At 73.1% G+C, this 24,713-nt stretch carries 21 protein-coding genes; 9 read left to right on the top strand and 12 right to left on the bottom strand.

Annotation, left to right across the window (positions count from 1 at the left end):
• Positions 1 to 61: 61 nt before the first annotated feature.
• The 3 genes from ACGFZN_RS04715 to ACGFZN_RS04705 are packed head-to-tail and all read right to left on the bottom strand — an operon-like array spanning position 62 to position 3,056.
• Positions 62 to 535 carry an NUDIX domain-containing protein gene (locus ACGFZN_RS04715; RefSeq protein WP_393857019.1) on the bottom strand — a complete coding sequence of 158 codons (474 nt, stop codon included), beginning with the start codon at positions 533 to 535 and terminating at the stop codon, positions 62 to 64.
• Positions 532 to 2,070 carry an ATP-dependent DNA ligase gene (locus tag ACGFZN_RS04710; RefSeq protein ID WP_393857018.1) on the bottom strand — a complete coding sequence of 513 codons (1,539 nt, stop codon included), beginning with the start codon at positions 2,068 to 2,070 and terminating at the stop codon, positions 532 to 534. Before ACGFZN_RS04710 ends, ACGFZN_RS04715 begins: the two co-directional genes overlap by 4 nt.
• A 29-nt stretch (positions 2,071 to 2,099) precedes the next feature.
• On the bottom strand, positions 2,100 to 3,056 hold the full coding sequence (locus ACGFZN_RS04705) for an NAD(P)/FAD-dependent oxidoreductase (protein ID WP_393857017.1): 957 nt from the start codon (positions 3,054 to 3,056) through the stop codon (positions 2,100 to 2,102).
• 65 nt (positions 3,057 to 3,121) lie between these two features.
• Here ACGFZN_RS04705 and ACGFZN_RS04700 point away from each other — a divergent pair, with 65 nt between their 5' ends.
• From ACGFZN_RS04700 to ACGFZN_RS04675, 6 genes are all read left to right on the top strand, one after another.
• Positions 3,122 to 3,697 (top strand): helix-turn-helix domain-containing protein, encoded by a 576-nt coding sequence (locus ACGFZN_RS04700; protein WP_393857016.1) that lies wholly within the window; start codon positions 3,122 to 3,124, stop codon positions 3,695 to 3,697.
• 100 nt (positions 3,698 to 3,797) lie between these two features.
• Positions 3,798 to 4,763 (top strand): NADPH:quinone oxidoreductase family protein, encoded by a 966-nt coding sequence (locus ACGFZN_RS04695; RefSeq protein WP_393857015.1) that lies wholly within the window; start codon positions 3,798 to 3,800, stop codon positions 4,761 to 4,763.
• Positions 4,760 to 5,941 carry an acyl-CoA dehydrogenase family protein gene (locus ACGFZN_RS04690; protein ID WP_393857014.1) on the top strand — a complete coding sequence of 394 codons (1,182 nt, stop codon included), beginning with the start codon at positions 4,760 to 4,762 and terminating at the stop codon, positions 5,939 to 5,941. Before ACGFZN_RS04695 ends, ACGFZN_RS04690 begins: the two co-directional genes overlap by 4 nt.
• On the top strand, positions 5,938 to 7,011 hold the full coding sequence (locus ACGFZN_RS04685) for an acyl-CoA dehydrogenase family protein (protein ID WP_393857013.1): 1,074 nt from the start codon (positions 5,938 to 5,940) through the stop codon (positions 7,009 to 7,011). The genes ACGFZN_RS04690 and ACGFZN_RS04685 overlap by 4 nt, the downstream gene beginning before the upstream one ends.
• A 163-nt stretch (positions 7,012 to 7,174) precedes the next feature.
• Complete coding sequence (locus tag ACGFZN_RS04680) at positions 7,175 to 8,038, top strand: phosphatidylinositol-specific phospholipase C/glycerophosphodiester phosphodiesterase family protein (protein ID WP_393857012.1); 864 nt, start codon at positions 7,175 to 7,177, stop codon at positions 8,036 to 8,038.
• 103 nt (positions 8,039 to 8,141) lie between these two features.
• Positions 8,142 to 8,336 carry a hypothetical protein gene (locus ACGFZN_RS04675; protein WP_393857011.1) on the top strand — a complete coding sequence of 65 codons (195 nt, stop codon included), beginning with the start codon at positions 8,142 to 8,144 and terminating at the stop codon, positions 8,334 to 8,336.
• A gap of 3 nt (positions 8,337 to 8,339) precedes the next feature.
• Here the strand turns inward: ACGFZN_RS04675 and ACGFZN_RS04670 are convergent, their stop codons facing one another.
• The 3 genes from ACGFZN_RS04670 to ACGFZN_RS04660 form a co-directional block, all read right to left on the bottom strand.
• Entirely contained in the window at positions 8,340 to 9,512 is a 1,173-nt protein-coding gene (locus ACGFZN_RS04670) for a phosphodiester glycosidase family protein (protein WP_393857188.1), read from the bottom strand.
• A gap of 162 nt (positions 9,513 to 9,674) precedes the next feature.
• Positions 9,675 to 10,034, bottom strand: coding sequence for a DUF779 domain-containing protein (locus ACGFZN_RS04665; RefSeq protein WP_393857010.1), 360 nt, complete (start codon positions 10,032 to 10,034; stop codon positions 9,675 to 9,677).
• Between the two features lie 660 nt (positions 10,035 to 10,694).
• On the bottom strand, positions 10,695 to 11,333 hold the full coding sequence (locus ACGFZN_RS04660; RefSeq protein WP_393857009.1) for a DedA family protein: 639 nt from the start codon (positions 11,331 to 11,333) through the stop codon (positions 10,695 to 10,697).
• Between the two features lie 500 nt (positions 11,334 to 11,833).
• On the opposite strand from ACGFZN_RS04660, the gene ACGFZN_RS04655 reads away from it, so the two are divergent.
• From ACGFZN_RS04655 to xdhC, 3 genes are read left to right on the top strand one after another with little or no spacing between them, the layout of a single operon-like run.
• Entirely contained in the window at positions 11,834 to 13,303 is a 1,470-nt protein-coding gene (locus ACGFZN_RS04655) for a xanthine dehydrogenase small subunit (RefSeq protein WP_393857008.1), read from the top strand.
• Positions 13,300 to 15,756, top strand: a complete 2,457-nt coding sequence (gene xdhB, locus ACGFZN_RS04650; protein WP_393857007.1) for a xanthine dehydrogenase molybdopterin binding subunit — start codon at positions 13,300 to 13,302, stop codon at positions 15,754 to 15,756. The genes ACGFZN_RS04655 and xdhB overlap by 4 nt, the downstream gene beginning before the upstream one ends.
• Position 15,757: 1 nt before the next feature.
• Positions 15,758 to 16,567, top strand: a complete 810-nt coding sequence (gene xdhC, locus ACGFZN_RS04645; protein ID WP_393857006.1) for a xanthine dehydrogenase accessory protein XdhC — start codon at positions 15,758 to 15,760, stop codon at positions 16,565 to 16,567.
• Between the two features lie 259 nt (positions 16,568 to 16,826).
• Here the strand turns inward: xdhC and adh are convergent, their stop codons facing one another.
• From adh to ACGFZN_RS04615, 6 genes are all read right to left on the bottom strand, one after another.
• Positions 16,827 to 18,350: an aldehyde dehydrogenase gene (gene adh / locus ACGFZN_RS04640; RefSeq protein ID WP_393857005.1), complete on the bottom strand. Its 1,524-nt coding sequence runs from the start codon at positions 18,348 to 18,350 to the stop codon at positions 16,827 to 16,829.
• 57 nt (positions 18,351 to 18,407) lie between these two features.
• Positions 18,408 to 19,715: a GAF domain-containing protein gene (locus ACGFZN_RS04635; protein ID WP_393857004.1), complete on the bottom strand. Its 1,308-nt coding sequence runs from the start codon at positions 19,713 to 19,715 to the stop codon at positions 18,408 to 18,410.
• Between the two features lie 57 nt (positions 19,716 to 19,772).
• Entirely contained in the window at positions 19,773 to 20,441 is a 669-nt protein-coding gene (locus ACGFZN_RS04630) for an N-acetylmuramoyl-L-alanine amidase (RefSeq protein WP_393857003.1), read from the bottom strand.
• A 166-nt stretch (positions 20,442 to 20,607) separates the two neighbouring features.
• On the bottom strand, positions 20,608 to 21,621 hold the full coding sequence (locus ACGFZN_RS04625; protein ID WP_393857002.1) for an acetamidase/formamidase family protein: 1,014 nt from the start codon (positions 21,619 to 21,621) through the stop codon (positions 20,608 to 20,610).
• A gap of 67 nt (positions 21,622 to 21,688) precedes the next feature.
• Positions 21,689 to 23,173: an APC family permease gene (locus ACGFZN_RS04620; protein ID WP_393857001.1), complete on the bottom strand. Its 1,485-nt coding sequence runs from the start codon at positions 23,171 to 23,173 to the stop codon at positions 21,689 to 21,691.
• 297 nt (positions 23,174 to 23,470) lie between these two features.
• A complete protein-coding gene (locus ACGFZN_RS04615; protein ID WP_393857000.1) occupies positions 23,471 to 24,679 on the bottom strand; it encodes an ROK family protein in 1,209 nt (402 codons plus the stop codon).
• Positions 24,680 to 24,713: the final 34 nt, after the last annotated feature.

The following is a 24,713-nucleotide window of genomic DNA, read 5'->3' as shown; positions in this document are numbered from 1 at the left end:
TGGGAGCGGGCTTGCTTCACCTTCGCGCGCGGTACGGCCGTCCGCAACGCGTGGCATCCCTTCAGGCCGAGTGCTCCGCCAGCCGGTCGAGAAACGCGGCCTGCGCCGTGATGATCAGCTCACGGGCCCGGTCCAGCCCGAGCCACTGAACGCGGTCCAGCTCCGGGAACTCGCGCATCCGGCCGGAGCGCGGCGGCCACTCCAGGGTGAAGGTGCCGGGGCGAAAGCCGCTCAGGTCCGGGTCCGCGTCGACGGCCCAGGCCGTGACGATCTTGCCGTTCTTCTGCGCGACCTCGCCCAGCGGCACGGCCTCCCCGTCGGGCGGCGCCAGCCCCAGCTCCTCCCGGAACTCGCGCCGGGCGGCCTCCCAGGCGCTCTCGCCGGGGTCGTACTCGCCCTTGGGGACCGTCCACGCCCCGGCGTCCTTCTTGGCCCAGAGGGGACCACCCATGTGGCCGAGCAGGACCTGAAGTCCGTCCCCGGTGTGCCGGAACAGCAGCAGTCCGGCGCTGCGCCTGGTCGCACGCACCGTCACGGTGTGACCTCCGGGTGGGCCGCCAGCAGGGCTTCCACGGTATCGGCCTCCTCGGGCCGCTTGTCCTCGCGGTATCGGACCACCCGGGCGAAGCGCAGGGTGACACCGGCCGGGTAGCGCGAGGAGCGCTGCAGGCCGTCGTAGGCGATCTCCACGACGAGTTCCGGGCGCACCCGGACCACCCAGCCGTCGTCCTCGACGGCCAGCTCCCGCAGCCGCTCGGTCTGCCAGGCGAGCATCGCGTCGGTCATGCCCTTGAAGGTCTTGCCGAGCATGGCGAAGCCGCCGTCCGCGGTGCGGGCGCCCAGGTGGAGGTTGGACAGCTTGCCCGTGCGGCGGCCGTGGCCCCGCTCGGCGGCCAGCACCACCAGGTCGAGCGTGTGCACCGGCTTGACCTTCAGCCAGGCGGCGCCGCGCCGGCCCGCGCTGTAGGGCGCGTCGAGCGCCTTGACCACCACGCCCTCGTGGCCGCGGGCCAGGGTCTCGGCGAGGAACCGTTCCGCCTCCGGGATGTCCGCCGGACCGGAGGCGACCGTGCGCCGCACCCGCATCGGCGCGGGCACCAGCCGGGCCAGCTCGGCGTGCCGCTCGGCGAACGGCAGGTCCAGCAGATCGGTGCCGTCGACCGACAGGACGTCGAAGAACACGGGGGAGACCGGAGTCTCCTCGGCGGCCCTCGCCACGTCCGTCCGCGAGCCGACCCGGCCCGCCGTCTCCTGGAAGGACCTCGGCCGCCCGGCCGCGTCGAAGGAGATCACCTCGCCGTCGAGGATGAACCGCTCGCCCCGCAACTCCCGTGCGGCGGCGGTCACTTCGGGCAGCCGGCCGGTGATGTCGTCCAGGGTGCGGGTGTGCACCCGGACCGTGTCGCCGTCCCGGTGGACCTGCACCCGGATCCCGTCGAGCTTCTCCTCCACCGCGCAGGCGCCCAGCTTCTCCACCGCCTCGGCGACCGAGGAGGCGCTGTGCGCCAACATCGGCAGCACGGGCCGGCCGACGGTGAGCCGGAACCGCTCCAGCGCCGCGGGCCCCTCGGCCAGCAGGGCCTGGGCGACCGTCTGCAGCGACCCGGCGAGCATCACCGCCCGGCGCACGGCCGCAGGGTCGGCCCCGGTCGCCTGGGCGAGGCCCTCCACCGCGACCGCGTCCAGGGCGCCCTGCCGTACCTCGCCGGTGAGCAGCCCCCGCAGAAAGCGCTGCTCCTCCTCGGTGGCGGCGCCCATCAGCTCGCCGACGAGCCGGACCCGCTCGGCCTGCGAACCCGGCCCGGACACCTTGCCCAGGTCGCTGAGCAGTGCGTCGACCTCGCGGACCGTGAGGGCGGGCTCGGCGGCCGCCGGCACCGGACGGCTCAGCACCTTCCAGCCGACGCCGAGCCGGCCCTGCGGCAGCCGCCCGGCCAGGTACGGGATCACGATCGGCACGTCGTCCGCCTCCGCCTCCCGGAACAGCTCCGCGAGCAGCGCGGTCTTGCGGGACCGGGCCGCCGTCGCGGCGACGTCCCGTGACACCTGGGCCAGCCGGGTCAGCAGCATGCCCCCAGAGTGCACCGGGGGAGCACGCTCTACACCCGGACCTGCGCGTCCAGGTCGGCCATCAGCAGTTCCCCGTTGATCGCCGCCCCCGCCCGGTAGCCCCGGCTCGCCGCGTTGATCACCTGCTCGGCGAAGCCGCTCGCGTTGCCCGCCGCCCAGAGGCCCGGCACGGTCGTCAGGCCGCGCTCGTCGATCACCGGGTACGCGCCGAACGGGGTCTCGCGCAGCTCGGCGCCCAGCCGCACGAGCAGGTCGTTGGCCGGCAGCGCGCGCGGGGCGGCGTAGAGCACCTCGCGGTCGTGGACCGTGCCGTCCGCGAGCCGGACCCCGGTGAGCCGGTCGCCGGTGACGACGAGTTCCGCGACCTCGCCGGGGACGACCGTGACCCCGGCCGCGGCCAGCCGGCGCAGGTCGTCGTCGGTCAGCTCCGACTCGCCGACCTCGTGCAGGAAGAGCCGCACGTCCTTCGACCACTGGGTGACCATGAGCGCCTGGTGGACGCTGAGCGGCGAGGTCGCGAGCACTCCGGTCGGCAGATCGCGGGCCTCCCAGCCGTGGCAGTACGGGCAGTGGATCACGTCCCGGCCGAACCGCTCGGCCAGCCCCGGGACCCGGGGCAGCTCGTCCTTCAGACCCGTGGCGATCACCAGCTGCCGGGCCCGCACCGACCGTCCGCCGGCCAGGTGGGCCGTGAAGCCGCCGGTGTCCCGGCCGGCGTCCACGACCCGGTCCCGGACCAGCTCCACGCCGTACCGGGCGATCTCCTCGCGGCCGACGGCCAGGAACTCGGCCGGCGACATGCCGTCGCGGGAGAGATAGCCCTGCATGTGCGCGGACGGCGCGTTGCGCGGCTCGCCCGCGTCGACGACGAGGGTGCGGCGCCGGGACCGGCCGAGGACCAGCGCGGCGGACAGCCCGGCGGCCCCACCGCCGACGACGACCACGTCGTACCCGTTGCTCTCGGTGTTCTCGGTGTTCTCGCTCATGGCACGACGGTCGCTCCGGGGCTGCCGCATTGACAAACAGATTTGCCGATTCTGCAATGGAAGGCATGAGCACAGACGACGTACTGGCGGAGGTGGGCCCGCGGCTGCGGCGCATCCGCAAGGAACGGGAGGTGACGCTGGCCGCGCTGTCCGAGGCCACCGGCATCTCCGTGAGCACCCTGTCCCGGCTGGAGTCCGGCTTGCGCAGGCCCAGCCTCGAACTGCTGCTGCCGATCGCGCAGGCCCACCAGGTGCCGTTGGACGAACTGGTCGGCGCGCCGCCGGTGGGGGACCCGCGGGTGCGCTCCAAGCCGATCGTGCACGGCGGGCGCACCCACTGGCCGCTGACCCGCCAGCCCGGCGGCCTGCAGGCCTTCAAGGTGCTGGAGCCGCAGCGCAGACTGGAACCGGAGCCGCGCACGCACGAGGGCTACGAGTGGCTGTACGTGCTCTCCGGCCGGCTGCGGCTGGTCCTCGGCGAGCACGACGTGGTGCTCACGGCGGGCGAGGCGGCCGAGTTCGACACGCGGGTGCCGCACTGGTTCGGGTCGACGGGGGAGGGGCCGGTGGAGTTCCTCAGCCTGTTCGGGCCGCAGGGCGAGCGGATGCACGTACGGGCCCGGCCGGCGTCCCGGACGTGATGCCGTGCACGTGACCGGGCCGGCTGTTCCCTGATGGGCAAGCGACCGCTTAGTATGCGAGCGGACCCGGTCAGACGAAGCAGTCCCGTGGAGGCCCCGCATGCAGGCATGGCAAGTGCACGAGAACGGCGAGCCGAGCGAGGTGATGCGCCTGGCGGACGTGGAGCCGCCCACGCCCGCGGACGGCCAGGTGCGCCTGCGCGTGCGGGCCGCCAACGTCAACTTCCCGGACGCGCTGCTGTGCCGCGGCCAGTACCAGGTGCGTCCGCCGCTGCCGTTCACACCCGGCGTGGAGATCTGCGGCGAGACCGAGGACGGCCGCCGGGTGATCGCCAACCCCGCGCTGCCGTACGGCGGCTTCGCCGAGTACGCCCTCGCCGACGCCCGCGCCCTGCTGCCCGCGCCCGAGTCGCTGGACGACGCCGAGGCCGCCGCGCTGCACATCGGCTACCAGACCGGCTGGTTCGGCCTGCACCGCCGGGCCGCTCTCCAGGCCGGGGAGACCCTGCTCGTGCACGCCGCCGCCGGAGGCGTCGGCAGCGCCGCCGTCCAGCTCGGCAAGGCGGCCGGCGCCACCGTGATCGGTGTCGTCGGCGGCGCCGAGAAGGCCGCCGTGGCCCGTGAGCTGGGCTGTGACGTGGTGGTCGACCGCCGCTCCGAGGACGTGATCGCGGCCGTCAAGGAGGCCACCGGCGGCCGGGGCGCGGACGTGATCTACGACCCGGTGGGCGGCGACGCCTACGCCCAGTCCGCCAAGCTCGTCGCCTTCGAGGGCCGGATCGTCGTCGTCGGCTTCGCGAGCGGCGCCATCCCCAGCCCGGCCCTCAACCACGCGCTGGTGAAGAACTACTCGATCCTGGGCCTGCACTGGGGCCTGTACAACACCAAGAACCCCAAGCTGGTCCTGCGCTGCCACGAGGAGCTGACCGAACTGGCCGCCCGGGGCGCGATCAAACCGCTGGTGAGCGAGCGGGTGCCGCTCGCGCAGGCCCCCGCGGCCGTGCAGAAGGTGGCGGACGGCCGCTCCACCGGCCGGATCGCCGTGGTGATGGAGGGAGCAGCATGACCGACGCCGAGGAACTGCGACGCCGCACACGGGAGTTGCTGGCCGCCCACCCGCCCGCCGGCACCGCCCGGCTGGACTTCCTGCGCGCCCGCTTCGACGCCGGCCTCGCCTGGGTGCACTACCCCGAGGGCCTCGGCGGACTGGGCGCCCCGCGCTCGCTGCAGGCCGTCGTGGACGCCGAACTGGAAGCCGCCGGCGCCCCCGACAACGACTCGCGCCGCAACGGCATCGGGCTCGGCATGGCCGCGCCGACCATCCTCAAGTACGGCACCGAGGAGCAGAAGCAGCGCTATCTGCGCCCCCTGTGGACGGGGGAGGAGGTCTGGTGCCAGCTGTTCAGCGAGCCCGGCGCCGGCTCCGACCTGGCCGCGCTCGGCACCCGCGCGGTGCGGGAGGGCGACGGCTGGATCGTCAACGGGCAGAAGGTGTGGACGTCCGGCGCGCACAACGCCCGCTGGGCCATCCTCATCGCCCGCACCGATCCGAACGTGCCCAAGCACGCGGGCATCACCTACTTCATCTGCGACATGACCGACCCGGGCGTCGAGGTCCGGCCGCTGCGCCAGATCACCGGCGAGGCCGAGTTCAACGAGGTCTTCCTCACCGACGTCCGCATCCCCGACGACCGCCGCCTCGGCGAGACCGGAGACGGCTGGCGGGTCGCGCAGACCACGCTGAACAACGAGCGCGTCGCCATCGGCGGCATGCGGCTTCCCCGCGAGGGCGGCATGATCGGCCCGGTCGCCGCGACCTGGCGCGAGCGCCCGGAGCTGCGCACCCACGACCTGCACCAGCGGCTGCTGAAGCTGTGGGTGGAGGCCGAGGTCGCCCGGCTCACCGGCGAACGCCTGCGCCAGCAGCTCGCCGTCGGCCAGCCAGGCCCCGAGGGCGCCGGCATGAAGCTCGCCTTCGCCCGCCTCAACCAGGAGATCAGCGGCCTGGAGGTCGAACTCCGCGGCGCGGAGGGCCTGCTGTACGACGACTGGACCATGCGCCGCCCCGAGCTGGTCGACTTCACCGGCCGTGACGCCGGCTACCGCTACCTGCGCTCCAAGGGCAACAGCATCGAGGGCGGGACCAGCGAGGTCCTGCTGAACATCGTCGCCGAGCGCGTACTCGGCCTGCCCGCCGAACCGCGCACCGACAAGGACGTCGCCTGGAAGGACCTCGCCCGATGACCGACCTGCTGTACTCGGAGGAGGAAGAGGCGCTGCGGGCCGCCGTGCGCGACCTGCTCGGCGACCACTGCACCCCGGCGGACGTCCTCGCCCGCGTCGAGTCCGACACCCCGCACGACCTCGCCCTGTGGAAGTCCCTCACCGAGGGCATGGGGCTGGCCGGACTCCTGGTGCCCGAGGCGCAGGGCGGCCAGGGCGCCTCCGCCCGCGAAGTCGCCGTCGTCCTGGAGGAGCTGGGCCGGGCCGTGGCGCCCGTGCCGTACCTCACCAGCGCCGTCGTGGCCACCGAGGCCCTGCTGGCCTGCGGGGACGAGGAGCTGCTCGGCCGGCTGGCCGCCGGACGCACCATCGGCGCCCTCGCCGTCGGCCTGCACACGGCCCCGGGCGCCGCCGTCAAGGCCGTACGGCTGGAGGACGGCGCGCTGCACGGGGAGCTGACCGGCATCGCCGACGCGGCCGTGGCCGACGTGCTGCTCATCCCGGCCGACGACGGCGGCCTGTACGCCGTGGCCGCGAGCGCCGTGACGGTCGTCCCGCAGACCTCCCTCGACCTGACCCGGCCGCTGGCGACCCTGCGCCTGGAGGGCGCGCCCGGCCGCCGTGTCGGCGACGCCGAACCCGCCGTACGACGCGCCCTGCGGGCCGCCGCCGGACTGCTCGCCTCCGAGCAACTCGGCGTTGCCGAATGGGCGTTGACCGAGACCGTGCGCTATCTGAAGGAGCGCAAGCAGTTCAACCGGCCGGTCGGCGGCTTCCAGGCGCTCAAGCACCGGCTCGCCCAGCTGTGGCTGGAGGTCGTCAACCTCCGCGCCGCCGCCCGCGCCGCGGCGGACGCGCTGGCCACCGGTGAGGACACGGACGTCTCGGTCGCCGTCGCCCAGGCCTACGCCGCTCCCGTCGCCGTGCACGCCGCCGAGGAGGCGCTGCAACTGCACGGCGGGATCGGAATGACCTGGGAACATCCGATCCACCTGTATCTGAAGCGCGCCAAGGCCGACTCGATCGCCCACGGCACGGCGGGCGCGCACCGGGAGGCGCTGGCCGCACTGGTCGACCTCCAGGCGCCCTGACGCCGGACGCGTCAAGCCCGCCCCCGGACCCGGGGGCGGGCTTTTCCGCGCCCTTCGCCGGGAAGTGAACAACGCGCCAACTCCCCGCGAGACGCTGCCCGTTGAGCGGTGAGGCACCGCATACTCCCTTCGGTCCCGTCCGGTACCCCAAGGGAGGCAGCGCATGGCCCTCACCACCCGTCGCAGAGCCCTCACCACCCTCGGCGCCGCCCTCGCCGGCGCAGTCGCCGCGCCCGCCTCACAGGCCTGGGCGAGCGGCGCGCCGCGCGGCCCGCGCCCGCTGTGGAACGCCCACGCCCACAACGACTACGAGCACCCACGGCCGCTGTCCGACGCGCTCGACCACCGTTTCGGCAGCGTCGAGGCCGACATCTTCCTCGTCGGCGACCAGCTCCTCATCGGCCACGACAGCTCCGGACTGGACCCGTCCCGCACCCTGGAATCCCTCTACCTCGACCCGCTCGCCGCCCGCGTCCGCGCCGAGCACGGCACCGTCTACCGGGGATGGCGCCGGCCGCTGCAGCTCCTGATCGACATCAAGACCGAGGGCTCGTCGACCTACCTCGAACTCGACCGCCATCTGCGCCGCTACCCGCACCTGTTCACCCGGTACGCGCACGGCCGGGTGCACCCCGGACCGGTCACCGCCGTCGTCTCCGGCGACCGCGCCGCCCGCATCCCGATGGAGCCGCAGCACGAGCGGCGCGCCTTCTACGACGGCCGGCTCACCGACCTGGGCAGCGCCGCCCCCGCCGCCTTCATCCCGCTGATCAGCGACAACTGGACGCAGAACTTCACCTGGACGGGAGAGGGCGCCTTCCCCGACGCCGAACGGCAGAAGCTGCGCGGCATCACCGCCGCCGCCCACGCGCGCGGGCAGCGGGTGCGGTTCTGGGCCACCCCGGACGCCGCGGGCCCGGCCCGCGACGCCCTGTGGACGGAACTGCTCGCCGCCGGCGTCGATTATCTGAACACCGACGACCTGGCCGGCCTGGAAGCCTTCCTCGACGCCCACCCCACCGTGTGACACCACACGTTCGGGGGACACGTCAGCCGCCCGGACGAACCCCCCGCTGCGCCACACTTGCGGCCGAAACGCCACTCAAGGGGCGTGGCGGAGGAGGTTCCCGGTGGTCATTCCCATCTCTGCGGTGCTGTTGCTCCTGATCATGGCGGTGATCTTCATCCGCAACGGCGCGCTGAAGCTGTCCCACGCCGTGGTGTGCGTGCTGCTCGGCTTCTTCCTGGCCGGCACCAGCATGGCGCCCACCATCCACAGCGGGCTGCTGACCACCGCGGACCTGGTGAGCAGCCTGCGTCCGTGAGGCTCAGCCGGCCGAGAACACCCCGATGCCGTTCGCGACCGGACGCTCGGCGCCACCGCTCGGATGGTTGCGGACCGTGACACCGCTCGCGCCCTCGTCGCGGGCGACCAGTTCCGACGAGCCGCCCCCGTCGAGGTTGAAGGCGTCCGACGCGCCGAGCGAGCGCATGGTGTCCGCCTCCTCCGCGACCGTCATCCCGGTCCGGTAGGCGGCGGCCCCGTCCAGCGCCAGGATCAGCAGCCGCCGGCCGCCGCCGGCCACGCCCACGACCGTGCGCACCGTCGAGACGGCGCCGTCCAGGCCGGGCAGCGCCCGGCCGTCCCTGAGTACCGGGAAACCGCGGATCGCGAACCTGTACGGCACCCCGGACGAGGCCGCCACCAGGGCGGGGGTCACCCTCACCCGGTCACCGACCGAGAGCTTGCGCAGCCGCTGCGCCCCCTTCTCCCGGCCCACCAGGACCGTGGTGCCCGCCGGGATCGGGCCGCTGCCCGGTGCGCCGGCGGTGGAGACCACCCGCCCGCCGCGCACGGTCACCTCGTAGACGTCGGAACTGCACGGCGCCGAACGCCGGGTGTCGGTGCCGCAGACGGCCCGCGCCCGGGAGACGCCGCCCCACCGCGAGGTGAAGGCGCCGACGGAGTCCTCCGCGAGCGCGTACTGGTTCAGGCCCCGCAGCGGGAACGAGCCCTCCGGTGTGATCACGCTGCCGGTGAGGGCGAGGCGGTCCAGCCGGGCGCGCCGGTCGGCGCCCACGCCGAGCACGTCCCGGGTACCGGTGCCCGGCGGCAGCGCGGGCCCGAACCGCTGGCCGTCCGGCACCGCCGCCTTGAGCACCCGCCCGTCCGCGACGGCCGGTCCTACGCTCGCGCCGGTGGCCTCCACGCCCGGGTGCTGGGCCTCGCTGATGTCGAAGAAGTCGCCGTTGACGCCCGCCACCGCCCCGGCCGCGTCCGCCATCCGGGAGACGGTGGCCCGGGCCGCCACCGCGCCCGGGTACAGCAGGTCCACGCGCACGCGCGGATCACTCAGGTCGACCGTGAGGAGATGGGCGTGTGCCGTGCCCGCGCCCGCGGCGACGTCGAACTGCCGGTAGGTGACGCCCGGCGCGATCCGCCTGCCGTCCGGTACGGCGCCGGCCGGTGCCGCCCCCACGAGGGCCGCACCGGCCAGCACACCGAACGCCGTGACCGCCGTGAGAACCGCTCTGCCCGCTGCCCAACGCCTGCGAGGTCTGGTCACCGTGCTCCCTGATGTCTCGTCAACTGTCCCCGCGGTGGGGGCCGTCGTACGGGTTGTACGGGGCAGTGGACCAGAGTGCGGCGACCGCCGGGCCTACTAGGCGTCGACTACGCGAGAACGGGTGAGAAAACGCACCCCCTCGGGTGCCTCCAGTGAGAATCCGCTGCCCCGCCCGGGCACGACGTCCACGATCAGCCGGGTGTGGCGCCACGCCTCGTACTGGCTCCGGGACATCCAGAACGTGACGGGCTCGGCCACGCCGTCCACCGTCAGCTCCGCCAGCAGCACGTCGGAACCGCCGGTGCGGAACTCGCCGTCCGGGTAGCACATGGGCGCGCTGCCGTCGCAGCAGCCGCCGGACTGGTGGAACATCAGCGGACCGTGCTCGGCGTGCAGCCGCCGCACCAGATCCGCGGCCTGAGGAGTGAGTTCGACGCGGGGGACTTCCTCGTCCATGGGTCACCGTCCTGGAGAGCCGGGGCGCGGGGCCATCGGATGCGATCCAGTCTCACGGTTCGTCACAGTCCCGTCCAGAACGCCTGGTTGCACCACCCCGAGAGGCAGAGACGGCCGTGCTCCGGCCGAGCAGCACCACGGTCAGCTCCGGCACATCGCCGACGGTGTCGAGGAAGCTCCGGGCCCCTTGTCGATGGCGGGCGTGGCGAGCGCGCCGGTGCCGTGGACCAGGACACCGGCCAGGGGACCGTCGAGCACGGTGCGCGGCAGCGGTGGGTGAGCGGCACGTGGAACCGGGTGATCGCGGCGTGGCGGGCGGCCGGTGCGAAGGTGGCAGACGGAGATCATCCACCCGGTCACCGCGTTGTCGACCCGGTTGCCGAGCACCCTGTACGTAGCCCACGCGATGACCTTGCTCGGTGCGTGGCGATCTCAGGGAAGCGCCTGATGCCGCTCGAGGCGGTGCCCGGTCGCAGGCCCGGGCCAGGGAGGGCAGGCGGGGGCTGGGCGGCTCGACGCGGTGCTCTCGGCGGGGTGCCTCTCGGTGTTCGCGGCGGGTCCGGGCAAGGACCGCGTGGGTGGGTTCGCCGCTCTCAGTGAAACCTGACGACGCTCCCGGCGGACCCCGGTCATGGGCGGGCGAGGCTGGTGCGCCGGCTCTCAGCGGGATGCCTCGCGGCGCTCGCGGCGGGATCGGCGGGCCTCCAGGAGCAACGGCAGCAGGGACAGGACGACGACCACGGCGACCAGCGGCAGCAGATAGTCCTCGACGTGCGGGACGGACGTGCCGAGGGTGTAACCGGCCAGGACGAGCGTCTGCGACCACAGCAGCCCGCCGACGGCCTGCCAGAGCGTGAAGGTCCGCACGGGCACGTCCAGGGCGCCGGCCACGGGGTGCAGCACCGTCCGCAGCAACGGCACGAAGCGGCCGATGACCAGCGCCTTCCCGCGGCCGTACCGGGACAGCAGTTCCTCGGCCCGGGCGGCCGCCGCCTTCACCCGCCGGCTGGACGTGCGGGCCAGCAGCGCCCGCCCGCCGTGCCGCCCGATCAGATACCCGACCTGCCCGCCGGCCACCGCCCCGACCGCGGCGCACAGCAGCACCTGCCACAACGCCAGCCGGGGCGGCTGGTCCGCGCTGCCTGCGCACAGCACACCCGCCGGGAACAGCAGGGTGTCCCCGGGCAGGAAGAAACCGAAGACCAGCAGACCGGACTCCGCGAAGATCACCACCAGGACGCCGAGCGCGCCGAAGGCGGCCAGCACCGAGGCGCTGTTCATCGGGTTGACGGCCATCACCGCGCCGCGCCTCCTGGCCTCCTCGCAGGGCCCCCGCCACCAGCATCGCCCGCCCGGCCGGAAACCGCCCCGGCGGAGAGGGACGGGACCGTGCCAGGAGCGGGTACCCGGAGAAGACGGCCGTACCGGCCTCCCCGGTCCATGCCGGGCCGGCCGCCCGACCTCTTGACCTCGGTGACGCAAGCCACTAGCTTGCGATAGCCGATCCCTGACCACCGAAAGGAGGCGACCAACAGATGAACACCAGCTCTGACCTCGGTCGCCTCGCCCAGCTCGCCGCCTGGGTTCCGGGCCGGATCGCGCACGGCTGCTGATCGCGCCGTTACTGATGTGCCCCAGCGCGGCACATTCCGGGTTTCCCGTCACCACCTTCCGGCACGTCTCTGACGCGTGCCGTCCCGCGCCTGCTGTCCTCACGCGGCGCGTCTGAACACAGAAAGTGCCTGAAAATTGGCAATGAAGATGAATTTGGCCCTCGTGTCCGGAAATGTAGGCCTGTCATGGTAGAAGCGCGGATCACGGTTAATGGGAAAGAAGCACCGATCGCCCCGGCTGCGCCCCACACCACAGTGCTGGACTTCCTGCGCGAGCGCGGCCTCACCGGCACCAAGGAGGGCTGCGCCGAGGGCGAGTGCGGCGCCTGTTCGGTCCTGGTGGCCCGGCCCGGAGTGAACAAGCCCACCGACTGGGTGGCGGTCAACGCCTGCCTCGTGCCGGTCGCGGCGCTCGACGGCCAGGAGATCGTCACCTCCGAGGGCCTCGCCACCCCGGGCGAGCCCGGCACGGCTCCCACCCTGCACCCGGTGCAGGAGGAGATGGCGGTCCGCGGCGGCTCCCAGTGCGGATACTGCACGCCCGGCTTCGTGTGCAGCATGGCCGCCGAGTACTACCGGCCCGACCGCTGCGCGCACGCGGACCCGGCCACCGGAGCCGACGGCGACGCCGAGCACGGGCCGAACGGTTTCGACCTGCACTCCCTGAGCGGAAACCTGTGCCGCTGCACCGGATACCGCCCGATCCGCGACGCCGCGTTCGCCGTAGGCGCGCCCCCCGAGGACGACCCGCTGGCGCAGCGCCGCGAGCAGGCCCCGCCCGCGCCGGTCGCCACCGCGTACACCCAGGGCGGCGGGACGTTCCTGCGCACGAGCACCCTGGCGGAGACGCTGCGGCTGCTGCGCGAGCGGCCCGACGCGGTGGTGGTCGCCGGCTCCACCGACTGGGGCGTCGAGGTCAACATCCGCTCCCGCAGGGCGGACTGCGTCATCGCCGTCGACCGGCTGCCCGAACTGCGGGAACTGCGCGTCGAGTCCGACCACATCGAGATCGGCGCGGCGCTGACCCTCACCGAGATCGAACGCCGCCTCGACGGCAGCGTCCCGCTGCTGGCGGAGCTGTTCCCCCAGTTCGCGTCCCGGCTCATCCGCAACGGCGCGACCTTCGGCGGCAACCTGGGCACCGGCTCGCCCATCGGTGACAGCCCGCCCGCACTGCTCGCGCTGGAGGCGTCGGTGGTGCTCGCCGACGCCGACGGCGAGCGGGTGGTCCCGCTGGCGGACTACTTCACCGGCTACCGGCAGAGTGTCCGCCGTCCCGGCGAGCTGATCCGCGCGGTGCGCATCCCCAAGCCGCTGTCCCCGGTCGTCGCCTTCCACAAGATCGCCAAGCGGCGTTTCGACGACATCTCCAGCGTGGCCGTCGCCTTCGCGCTGGACATCGAGGACGGGATCGTCCGCAAGGCGCGCATCGGCCTGGGCGGCGTGGCCGCCACCCCGATCCGCGCCCTCGACACCGAGGCGGCCCTGGAGGGCAGGCCCTGGGCGGCCGAGACCGTCGAGGCCGCGGCCCGGGTGCTGCGGGCCGAGGGCACGCCGATGAACGACCACCGCGCCAGTGCCGAGTACCGCTCCGCGATGCTCGGCCAGAGCCTGCTGAAGCTGTACGCGCACACCAACGAGGCGGTCTCGTCATGAGCCATCTGTCCGAACGCCCCGAGAAGCCCGTCGTCGGCGTCCCGATGCCCCACGAGAGCGCCGCCCTGCACGTCACCGGCACCGCGCTCTACACCGACGACCTGGTCCACCGCACCAAGGACGTCCTGCACGCCTATCCCGTCCAGGTGATGAAGGCCCACGGCAGGATCACCGCGCTGCGCACCGAGCCCGCGCTCGCCGTGCCCGGCGTGGTCCGGGTGCTGACCGGCGCCGACGTGCCCGGCGTCAACGACGCCGGCATGAAGCACGACGAGCCGCTGTTCCCCGACGAGGTCATGTTCTACGGCCACGCGGTCGCCTGGGTGCTCGGCGAGACCCTCGAGGCGGCCCGTCTCGGAGCCGCCGCCGTCGAGGTGGAGATCGACGAACTGCCCTCCCTGGTCACGCTGCAGGACGCCATGGCCGCGGGCAGCTACCACGGCGCCCAGCCCGTGATGGAGCAGGGCGACACCGACGCGGGCCTCGCCGACTCCGCGCACGTGTTCACCGGCGAGTTCCAGTTCTCCGGCCAGGAGCACTTCTACCTCGAGACGCACGCGGCACTGGCCCAGGTCGACGAGAACGGGCAGGTGTTCATCCAGAGCAGCACCCAGCACCCCTCGGAGACGCAGGAGATCGTCGCGCACGTGCTCGGCGTCCCCGCCCACGAGGTGACCGTGCAGTGTCTGCGCATGGGCGGCGGCTTCGGCGGCAAGGAGATGCAGCCGCACGGGTTCGCGGCCATCGCCGCGCTCGGCGCCAAGCTGACCGGCCGGCCCGTCCGGTTCCGGCTGAACCGGACACAAGACCTGACCATGTCCGGCAAGCGGCACGGCTTCCACGCCCGATGGAAGATCGGCTTCGACGCGGACGGCCGTATCCAGGCCCTGGACGCCACCCTGACCGCGGACGGCGGCTGGAGCCTGGACCTCTCCGAGCCGGTGCTGGCCCGCGCGCTGTGCCACATCGACAACACCTACTGGATTCCCAACGCCCGCGTCGCCGGCCGCATCGCCAAGACCAACACGGTCTCCAACACCGCCTTCCGCGGCTTCGGCGGCCCCCAGGGCATGCTCGTCATCGAGGACATCCTGGGCCGGTGCGCGCCGCTGCTCGGCCTGGACCCCATGGAGCTGCGGGAACGCAACTTCTACCGGCCCGGTCAGGGCCAGACCACGCCGTACGGCCAGCCGGTCACACAGCCCGAACGGATCTCCACCGTCTGGCGGCAGGTGCAGGAGAACGCCGGCGTCGCCGACCGCAAGCGCGAGATCGCCGCGTTCAACGCCGCACACCCGCACACCAAGCGGGCCCTCGCGGTCACCGGCATCAAGTTCGGCATCTCCTTCAACCTCACCGCCTTCAACCAGGGCGGCGCACTGGTGCTGATCTACAAGGACGGCTCCGTCCTGATCAACCACGGCGGCACCGAGATGGGCCAGGGCCTGCACACCAAGATGCTCCAGGTGGCCGCGACCACGCTGGGCATCCCGCTGCACAAGGTCCGCCTGGCCCCGACACGGACCGACAAGGTGCCCAACACCTCCGCCACCGCCGCCAGCTCCGGCGCGGACCTCAACGGCGGCGCGATCAAGAACGCCTGCGAGCAGCTGCGCGAGCGACTGCTGCAGGTCGCCGCCACCCAGCTGGGCGCCAACGCCTCGGACGTGCGCATCGTCGAGGGCGTCGCGCGCGCCCTCGGCAGCGACAAGGAACTGGCCTGGGACGACCTGGTGCACACCGCGTACTTCCAGCGCGTCCAGCTGTCGGCGGCCGGTTTCTACCGGACCGAGGGCCTGCACTGGGACGCGAAGACGTTCCGGGGCTCGCCGTTCAAGTACTTCGCCCACGGCGCCGCCGCGACCGAGGTCGAGGTGGACGGCTTCACCGGCGCGTACCGCATCCGCCGCGTCGACATCGTGCACGACGTCGGCGACAGCCTCTCCCCGCTGATCGACATCGGCCAGGTCGAGGGCGGCTTCGTGCAGGGCGCCGGCTGGCTGACGCTGGAGGACCTGCGCTGGGACACCGGTGACGGCCCGCACCGCGGCCGGCTGCTGACCCAGGCGGCCAGCACCTACAAGCTGCCGAGCTTCTCGGAGATGCCCGAGGAGTTCAACGTCACCCTGCTGGAGAACGCCACCGAGGAGGGCGCCGTCTACGGCTCCAAGGCGGTCGGCGAGCCTCCGCTGATGCTGGCGTTCTCGGTGCGCGAGGCGCTGCGGCAGGCCGCCGCCGCGTTCGCTCCGAGCGGTGTCAGCGTCGAGCTGGCCTCGCCTGCGACACCGGAGGCGGTGTACTGGGCGATCCAGGCGGCTCGCCAGGGCGGTGCCTCCCGAGACGGCCACGCCGTGGACGGCTTCGCCGTGACCGGCCATCCTGGAAACGTGCAGGTGACGGGCGGCAGGAACGGCACGGTCCGCACCGAAGCAGAAGCACTGAACGGTGCCTGACATGACGTGGATCGCAGCGGTGGCACGGTTGCGGGCACGCCGGGAGTCCGGCGTGCTGGTGACCGTCGCCACCGTGCGCGGCCATGCCCCGCGCGACGCCGGAGCGAAACTCGTCGTCGGGCGGACCGGGACCTGGGGCTCGATCGGCGGCGGCAACGTCGAGGCCGTCGCCATCGACCGGGCCCGGGAGATGATCGCCGCGGCCAAGCCGGAGCCTGAGCTGATGGATTTCGCCCTGAACGAGAAGGTCACCAACCAGCACGGTGTCCAGTGCTGCGGCGGCACGGTCTCGGTGCTGCTCGAACCGCTGCCGGTAGTACCCGCCGTGGCGATCTTCGGCATCGGTCACGTCGGGCTGGAACTGGCGCGCATCCTGGCACGTCACGACCTCGACCTCCATCTGATCGACACCCGCTCCGACGTCCTCACCGAGGAGCGGCTCGACGTGCTCGCGGACGCGGTGGCCCAGGTGCACGTGCATCACACGCCGCTGCTGCCGGAGGAGGTACTGGAGGAGCTGCCGCGCGGCACCCACGTCCTGGTCATGACCCACGATCACGCCGAGGACGCCGCTCTGTGCGACGCCGCCCTGCGCACGGACCACCTCGGCTCCATCGGGCTGATCGGGTCCGCCGCCAAGTGGGCACGGTTCCGCAAGCGCCTCGCCACCGAGGGAGGCCACGACGAGACCGCCATCGACCGGATCAAGACCCCGATCGGCCTCCCCGACATCACCGGCAAGGAACCGGCGACCATCGCGGTGAGCGTCGCGGCCGATCTGCTGCGCGCCTTCGAGGCCGAGAAGAACTGACGCCGGGTCGCAGGCCGGCCGAGGGCAGGCCCGCCGTACGATCACGAGCGGATGCCTGCCACGAAGCCGGCGGTAATCGGGGGACCTCGCTCACCGGTGCATGCGAAACCGGCGGCATGCGTGCTGCCCTGGCGGAGGACCGCCGCCGGCCCTCCGGCCCGCCCACCTCGGGGCGCCACCCTCACCTGGCCGGTGAGGGTGGCGTTGCAGCGGACGACGTGTCGGACCTCCCGGATGGGGGACCGCGCGTTTCGGGCGACTAGAAGAAGCCCAGCTTCTTCGGCGAGTACGACACCAGGAGATTCTTCGTCTGCTGGTAGTGCTCCAGCATCATCTTGTGCGTCTCGCGGCCGATGCCGGACTGCTTGTAGCCGCCGAACGCCGCGTGCGCCGGGTAGGCGTGGTAGCAGTTGGTCCATACCCGGCCCGCCTGGATCGCGCGGCCCGTGCGGTACGCGGTGGTGGCGTCCCGGGTCCACACGCCCGCGCCGAGGCCGTACAGCGTGTCGTTGGCGATCTTGATGGCGTCGTCGAAGTCGTCGAAGGAGGTCACCGAGACGACCGGGCCGAAGATCTCCTCCTGGAAGATCCGCATGCGGTTGTCGCCCTCGAAGATGGTCGGCTGGACGTAGTAGCCGCCCTTCAGCTCGCCGTCGTACTCGATGCGCTCACCGCCGGTGAGGACCTTCGCGCCCTCCTGCCGGCCGATGTCGAGGTAGGACAGGATCTTCTCCAGCTGGTCGTTGGAGGCCTGGGCGCCGATCATCGTGTCCGTGTCCAGCGGGTGGCCCGGTTTGATCTGCCGGGTGCGTTCCACGGCCGCCTGCAGGAACTCCGCGTAGTGGCCGCGCTGGATCAGCGCCCGGGACGGACAGGTGCACACCTCGCCCTGGTTGAGCGCGAACATGGTGAAGCCCTCGAGCGCCTTGTCGCGGAAGTCGTCGTCGTGCGCCCACACGTCGTCGAAGAAGATGTTGGGCGACTTGCCGCCGAGTTCCAGGGTGACCGGCTTGATGTTCTCCGAGGCGTACTGCATGATCAGCCGCCCGGTCGTGGTCTCCCCGGTGAACGCCACCTTCGCCACCCGCGGGCTGGACGCCAGCGGCTTGCCCGCCTCCACGCCGAAGCCGTTGACGATGTTCAGCACACCGGGCGGCAGCAGGTCCGCGATCAGGCCGACCCAGTAGTGGATGGAGGCCGGGGTCTGCTCGGCCGGCTTGAGGACCACCGCGTTGCCCGCGGCCAGCGCCGGCGCCAGCTTCCACGCCGCCATCAGGATCGGGAAGTTCCACGGGATGATCTGCGCGACGACCCCGAGCGGCTCGTGGAAGTGGTAGGCCACCGTGTCGTCGTCGATCTCGCCGAGCGACCCCTCCTGCGCCCGGATCGCCCCGGCGAAGTACCGGAAGTGGTCGATCGCCAGCGGGATGTCGGCCGCCAGCGTCTCCCGCACCGGCTTGCCGTTCTCCCAGCTCTCCGCCACCGCGAGGGCTTCGAGGTTGGCCGCCATGCGGTCGGCGATCTTCAGCAGGATGTCGCTGCGCTCCGCCACCGGCGTACGGCCCCACCCGGGCGCGGCCTCGTGCGCCGCGTCCAGTGCCCGCTCGACGTCCTCCGCGGTGCCGCGCGCGATCTCGGTGAACGGCTGTCCGTTGACCGGCGACGGATTCTCGAAGTACTGCCCGCGCAGCGGCGGCACGTACTCGCCGCCGATGAAGTGGTCGTAGCGCGCCTGGTAGGAGACGATCGCGCCTTCGGTGCCCGGCGCCGCGTAACGAGTCATGCTGCTCTGCCTCCTGGTGCAGTGCTGCCCGCCGTTGGGCAGCTCCCGTCGGCGAGGCTAGGCGGGCGGACGTTGCAACCACGTTGCGCCGCCGGTCCGCCCCCGGGGCCGGGCGGGCGGCGCCGCCAGCTCGGCCTCCAGCGCGGCGAGCCGCGCCCGCACCGGAGCCGTGGGCCGCACCGCGGCGAGCGCCCGCCACGCCTCCACGTCGTCCTCGCCCCACGGCGCGTGCGCCCAGTCCGCCAGCAGGTCGGGGTCGCGGTGCGCGATGAGCGCCGAGCGCAGCTCCCCGGCGAGACGGTCCCGCAGTCGTACGATCGCCGGCGCCTGCGAACCGGGCAGCAGCGGACCGGTGTACGCCTCCGCCGCGGACGTCACCGCCCCCGCCCGCAGCCGCCGCTCCACCACGGTGGCGTCCGACTCGACCGCGGCGGTCAGCCGGTACGGCCGCGACGCGAGCAGTCCCGGACCCAGCAGCCTGCGCAGCCGGGCCAGTTCGGCCCGCAGCGTCACCGGCGTCACCGACTCGTCCGCGTACAGGGCGCACAGCAGCTCGTCACCGCCGAGCCCCTCGGGATGCCGGGCGAGCAGGACGAGGATCTCGCTGTGCCGGCGGCTGAGCCGGATCCGGCCGCCGTCCAGGACCAGCTCGGCCTCGTCCCGGCCGAGCGCGCAGAGCAGCGGTGTGCCGTGCGCTGTGCCGGGCGGTTCGAGCAGCGCGAGCTGGGTCTCCGCCGCCCGCGCCACCGCCTGCACGAACCCGAGGCTGTGCGGATGCGCCAGCCCGTCGCCGCCGGTGATGTCCACGGCGCCCAGGACCCGGCCGGTGCGCGGGTCGTGCACCGGCGCCGCCGCGCACGTCCACGGCTGCACCCGCCGTATGAAGTGCTCGGCGGCGAACACCTGCACCGGCCGGTCCACGGCGACCGCGGTGCCCGGCGCGTTGGTGCCGACCGCGCTCTCCGACCAGCGCGCTCCCGGCACGAAGTTCATCCCGTCCGCCCGGCGCCGGGTCGCCGGGTGCCCCTCGACCCACAGCAGCCTGCCGTGCGCGTCGCACACCGCCAGCAGATGCTCGCCGTCGGCGGCGAACGTGCCCATCAGCTCCCGGAACAGCGGCATCACCCTGGCCAGCGGGTGCTCCGCCCGGTACGCGCCGAGGTCGCCGTCGGTCAGCTCCACGCCGGCGGTGCCGTCCGGACGGACACCGGCCCGCGCGCTGCGCCGCCACGACTCCGCCACCACCGAGCGGACCGGGCGCGGCACCGTGCCCGCCGTGGTGAACGTCTCGTGCGCGCGGCGCAGCGCACGGACCCGTTCGACGGGGTCGGCCCCCGGCTCCAGGGCCACCCACGGATCGGTCACATCGGCCTCCCCGGACGGTGAATCAGTGCTGTCGGTCCCGCGCCCATCGTCGTCCGGCTAGGCGAAGTTGACCAGTCTCAGGTAGCGGACCCAGTCCCAGTCCGGACCGGGGTCGGTGTGGTCGGTGCCGGGCACCTGGTAGTGGCCGATGATGTGCTCCCTGTCCTTGGGGATGCCGTAGGTGTCGCAGATCGCGGCCGTGAGCCTCGCCGACTCCTGGTAGAGGGCGTCGGTGAAATAGGCGGGCTGGTCCACCCATCCCTCGTGCTCGATGCCGATGCTGCGCGTGTTGTAGTCCCAGTTGCCCGCGTGCCAGGCGATGTCGGCCTCGTGCACGCACTGCGCGACGTGCCCGTCCGCCGAGCGGACCAGATAGTGCGCGGACACCTTCTTCTCCGGATTGCCGAAGATCGCCAGTGTGTTGGCGTACGTCTCCTGCGTGACATGGATGATCACACGGTCGATCGCGTAAGTGCCGGGGCGGTCGGAGGCGGTGTAGTTGGAACTGCTCGCCGGCTGCCACTCGGCGGGCGGGTAGTCCACGGACGCGGTCTGCGCACCGGCCCTCGCGTCGGGCAACAGCGCGTACGGGACGGCGGCGAGCGCCGCGCCCTTCAGCAGCCGGCGCCTGCTCAGGCGCGGCGGTGCCGGGCTCGCCGGCAGTGGCGCGGCCGCCGGCTGGGCCGGCTCTCTTCGCCGTCCGGGTCCGGCCGGGTCCAGGTCCATCGGCGGATGCCTTTCGTTGTGGGGGGAGGCAGAGGGAAAGGAGAGGGATGTGGACGTCGGGAGTCGTGGTCTCGCGCGAGTGGCGGCGTGCTCGCGCGGGCCGGCGGGGTGAGCGATGCCGGGCGCCACGGTCCGGCCCGGCGGCACCGGGGGAACGCCGCCGGGGTCAGCTCCGCAGGGACTGCGCTGTCTCCCGCAGCCGTGCGTGCACGCCCCGGTACGTCTCCCGGGCAGGCAGCCACTCCTTGCGGATCTTGGCCACACACGTGTAGTTGGTGTCGCACACGTTGGCCAACGGCGACTCGACGGCCTGGGTTGCGAACTGGTACGCGTCCAGCTCACTGAACCCGTAGTCGCGCACCAGCCACTGCACCAGGTCGAGCTGCGATATCCGGAACGCGTCCTCCAGCGGGCGGGCCGAGCCGGTGGAGATGATGTGGGTGTCCGACTCCAGCCGGGGCCACGGCGTGGCGACGTCCTTGAGGAGTTCCACGACCACCACGGTGTTCATCGCGCACTCCACCGCCACCCCGCAGGTCTCGCCCTCGCCCTGCCGGGCGTGCCCGTCGCCGAGGCTGAGCAGGGCGCCCTCGACGTTGACCCCCAGGTAGCAGGTGACGCCGGCCCGCATCTCGGGGGTGTCCATGTTCCCGCCGTGCGCGTCCGGGACCAGGGCCGAGCGCACCTCCAGATTGGCGGGCGCCACGCCCACGGTGCCGTGCATGGGATCCATGGGCAGTTCGACCTCGATGTCGCTGTCCCGTGCCTGGAACAGGGCGGTGCGCCGCGCGCGGTCCAGTTGCCAGATCCAGACGTGCTCCGGCAGCGGCGGCTGCAGCGAGGCAGTGGTGTGAGTGGAGGTGAGCGCACCGAACAGCGGGACCGTCGTGGATGCGGCCCAGTCGCGGGCCGGTTCGATCGACACGAAGTGCACGGCCACCGTGTCACCCGGTTCGGCGCCCTCGATGTGGAAGGGCCCGGTCTGCGGATTGAGGAAGGGGAACTCGCACACCTCCGAGACGAGGTCCTTCTCGGAGCGCACCCGGCCGGCGAAGCAGTCCTCCGTGTACAGGTCGAGGACCGTGCCGGGCGCGATCCGCGCCACTGGCAGCGCACCGCCGAACGTCCAGGCGTAGGCGTCCGGTTCCGGGCGCACGGTCAGGATGCGGGGGTCGGTCATCGTGGAGGTGGTCCCTTCTGCGGGAAGGCCGGAGAGAGGGGGGACTCGCGGACGGTGCGCCCGCGGGTCACCGGGGTACGGTGCCGTCCCGCCGTGGCCCGGCGGGATCGTACGCGTCGAGGTGCACCCGGGCGGTCTCGGCTATCCGCTCGGGATGACGCCGTATCAGGAGGAGCAGCACCACCACGCCCACCGCCATCCAGACTGCGACGATCGGACCGGCGTAGGAGACCGGCGCCGTGAGCGCGGTGACGAAGTCGAAGACCGGGAGGCCGGCGGCCGTCAGCAGGGCGGGGACGAAGGCCGCGATGCCGAGCACGGGGAACAGCAGGTGCCGTACCGGCGCGAAGGCGGCCCGGCCGGCCCGCAGGAAGTAGCCGGCGCAGGCGAGGTTCACGACGATGTAGACGCCGACGACGACCGTGACGATCACTGTGGCGAGCAGCAGGAAGGCGGTCACCGGGTCGTAGCCGAACCCGAGCCCCAGCACGGCCGCGACCGCCACGATGGTCTGCAGGGCGATACCGGCGACGGGGGAGCGGTGCCGGGGGTGGAGAGTGGCGAGCAGCCTAGGCAACACGCGGATGCGGGCCAGAGCGAAGGCCGTACGGGTGGAGACGTTGGTGCACGCGTTGGCGTTGGCGATCGTGGAGTTGACCACCGCCAGGAAGACCAGCACCCAGAACAGGCCGAAGGAGGCCCGGGCCACTCCGTCCCAGGAGGCGGCGCCCGACGCACCGAACTTCGCGAAGCGGTCGGGGCCGAAGTAGACGGTCATCGCATAGGTGGTGATCACATAGAACAGGCCGATGCCCAGAGCTGCCCCGAGGACCGCGCGGTGCATCGTCCGCCGTGGGTTCCGGGTCTCCTCGGCGAGCGGCGCCGCCGCCTCGAACCCGGCGAACGCCAGCACCGTGTAGACGGACCCGGCGAACACGCCGCTGATCCCGGCGTAACCGTCGGCGGTGTGCGAAGTGCCGAACACCGACAGGGAGTTGGCGTCACCGGCCTTGCCGATGAGCAGGGCCGCGAACACCAGGAAGACGAGGATCTCGAAGACGCCGAGGACGGTGCCGAAACGGGCCGAGGCCCGGATGCCGAGATAGCCGGCGACGGCGATCACACCGGCGCCGGCCAGGGACCACGGCCACCACAGGTCCGCCGGATACGACGACCACTCCTCGTGCAGCGTGCCCGCCGCCGTGAAGCCCAGCTGCAGAAGCAGCAGGGGCGGGACCAGCATCTCCACGAAGACGTAACCCCAGCCGACGAGGAATCCGACGGCGGGGTGCAGTCCGCGCGCGGCATATGTGGCCACCGAGCCCGCGGCCGGCAGCTCCCGGGCCAGCTCGGCCACGCACGACGCGGTGAACAGGCAGGCCACCAGGGCGATCAGCACCGCCAGCGGCAGACTGCCGCCCGCGAAGGCGGCGCCGGCCGGAATCGACGCGGCCACCGCTGCGGCCGGCGCCATCGCCGTCACGCTCTGGAACAGCACCTCGCGCAACCCGACGGCATCGCGTCGCAGCGCCCCGGTCGTCTCCTCGTGCATGTGCGTCCCCCGATGCCTGTCAGCCCACTGCCACCCAATGCGTGTGAAGTACCGTCAACCGCTTGAGGCACGGCGACACTGACGGAGCGTCGGTCCGGCCTCGCGTGAATCACGGTACGGCGCGGGCGGGTTGGGCAGAAGAGCACGCACCGGTTCCGTGGAGAAGCCTCCGTCTGTGGACAACTCGGCCACCCGATCGGGTGAACACCGGGGTGCAAGGGCCGGAGCCCGGTGGCAGGAGAGCCGGGGCCGCGCGCCGGGGCCAGGCGGCGGGAGGCCCGCCGGGTGCCCGAGGTGTCAGGCGCGTTCCGCCACGAGCGCCGGATCGTCCAGCACGCCCCGGACGACCGAGTGCGCGGCGCCCAGCAGGGGACCCTGCGAGCCCAGTCGGGACACGGTCACCGGGCACGGGGGGCCCGCCGTGCGGCTCGTCAGTTCCGCCTCCAGGGACGGCAGCAGCCAGGGAGACAAGCCGGCCAGGGCGCCGCCGAGGACGACCGTCTCGGGGTCGAGGAGATTCACGGCGCCGGTGAGGGCTATGCCGAGCGCCGTACCGGCTTCGCGCAGGGCTGCCCGTACGCTCTCGTCACCCTGCTCGGCGCGCCCGGCGAGCAGGCCCACCAGGTCCTCGCGAGGTTCCAGCCCGGCCGCGCGCAGCACCGCCTCCTCGCCGGCGTACTGCTCCAGGCAGCCGCGGCCACCGCACGCGCAGGGCGGCCCGTCCGGCCGTACCGGCACATGGCCCAGCTCGCCCGCGAAGCCGCGGGTGCCGTGCAGCAGGCCGCCGTCCACCACGACCGCCGCGCCGATGCCGATCTCGGCCGACACGTGCAGGAAGTCCCGCGGTGTGCCCTCGCCGAGCCACAGCTCCGCCAGCGCACCGAAGTTGGCCTCGTTGCCCACGGTCAGCGGCCACTCGCCGGGCAGCAGGGCGCCGAGGTCGGCGTGGTGCCAGTCGAGGTTCGGGGCGCGGACGACGGTGCGCCCGTCCCGCGCCACGAGGCCGGGCACGGCGACGGCGAGCCCGGCGGGCCAGAGCGACTCCCGCTCCGCCTCCGCGACGACCTGGCGGACCAGCTCGGTGAGTTCCCCGGTGACCGGCTCCGGGGTCCGGCCCCGGTTCGCCGTGTGCCGCACCGCCCGGGCGCGCACCGTGCCGCGCAGGTCGACCGCGCAGACCGCGAGATGATCGACGCCGATCTCCGCGCCGATCCCCGCCGGACCGCGCCCGGAGACCGCGAGCGCGGAACCGGGCCGGCCCACCCGGCCCGGCCGCTCCGGACCCAGCTCCTCCAGCAGGCCCCACCGGATCAGCTCGTCCACCAGCGTCGACACGGCGGCCCTGGTCAGCCCGATGCGCGTGGCGACCGCGGCCCGCGACAGCGAGCCCTCGGCGCTCACGGCGTGCATCACGCGTGCCAGGTTGCGCCGGCGCATGCCCTGCTGGGTGTCCGGCAGGGTGCGGCCGGTGGCCGGCGGGTGTGCCTCGTGCGGCGGTGCGGTCATGCCTGGCGTCGATCCTCCGTGTCTGCCGCCCCGT

This window comes from Streptomyces sp. NPDC048192 (assembly GCF_043202415.1).
Classification (GTDB): Bacteria; Actinomycetota; Actinomycetes; order Streptomycetales; family Streptomycetaceae; genus Streptomyces.
The sequence above is the reverse complement of the archived record's forward strand: the minus strand, read 5'-3'. Positions and strand labels throughout refer to the sequence as shown.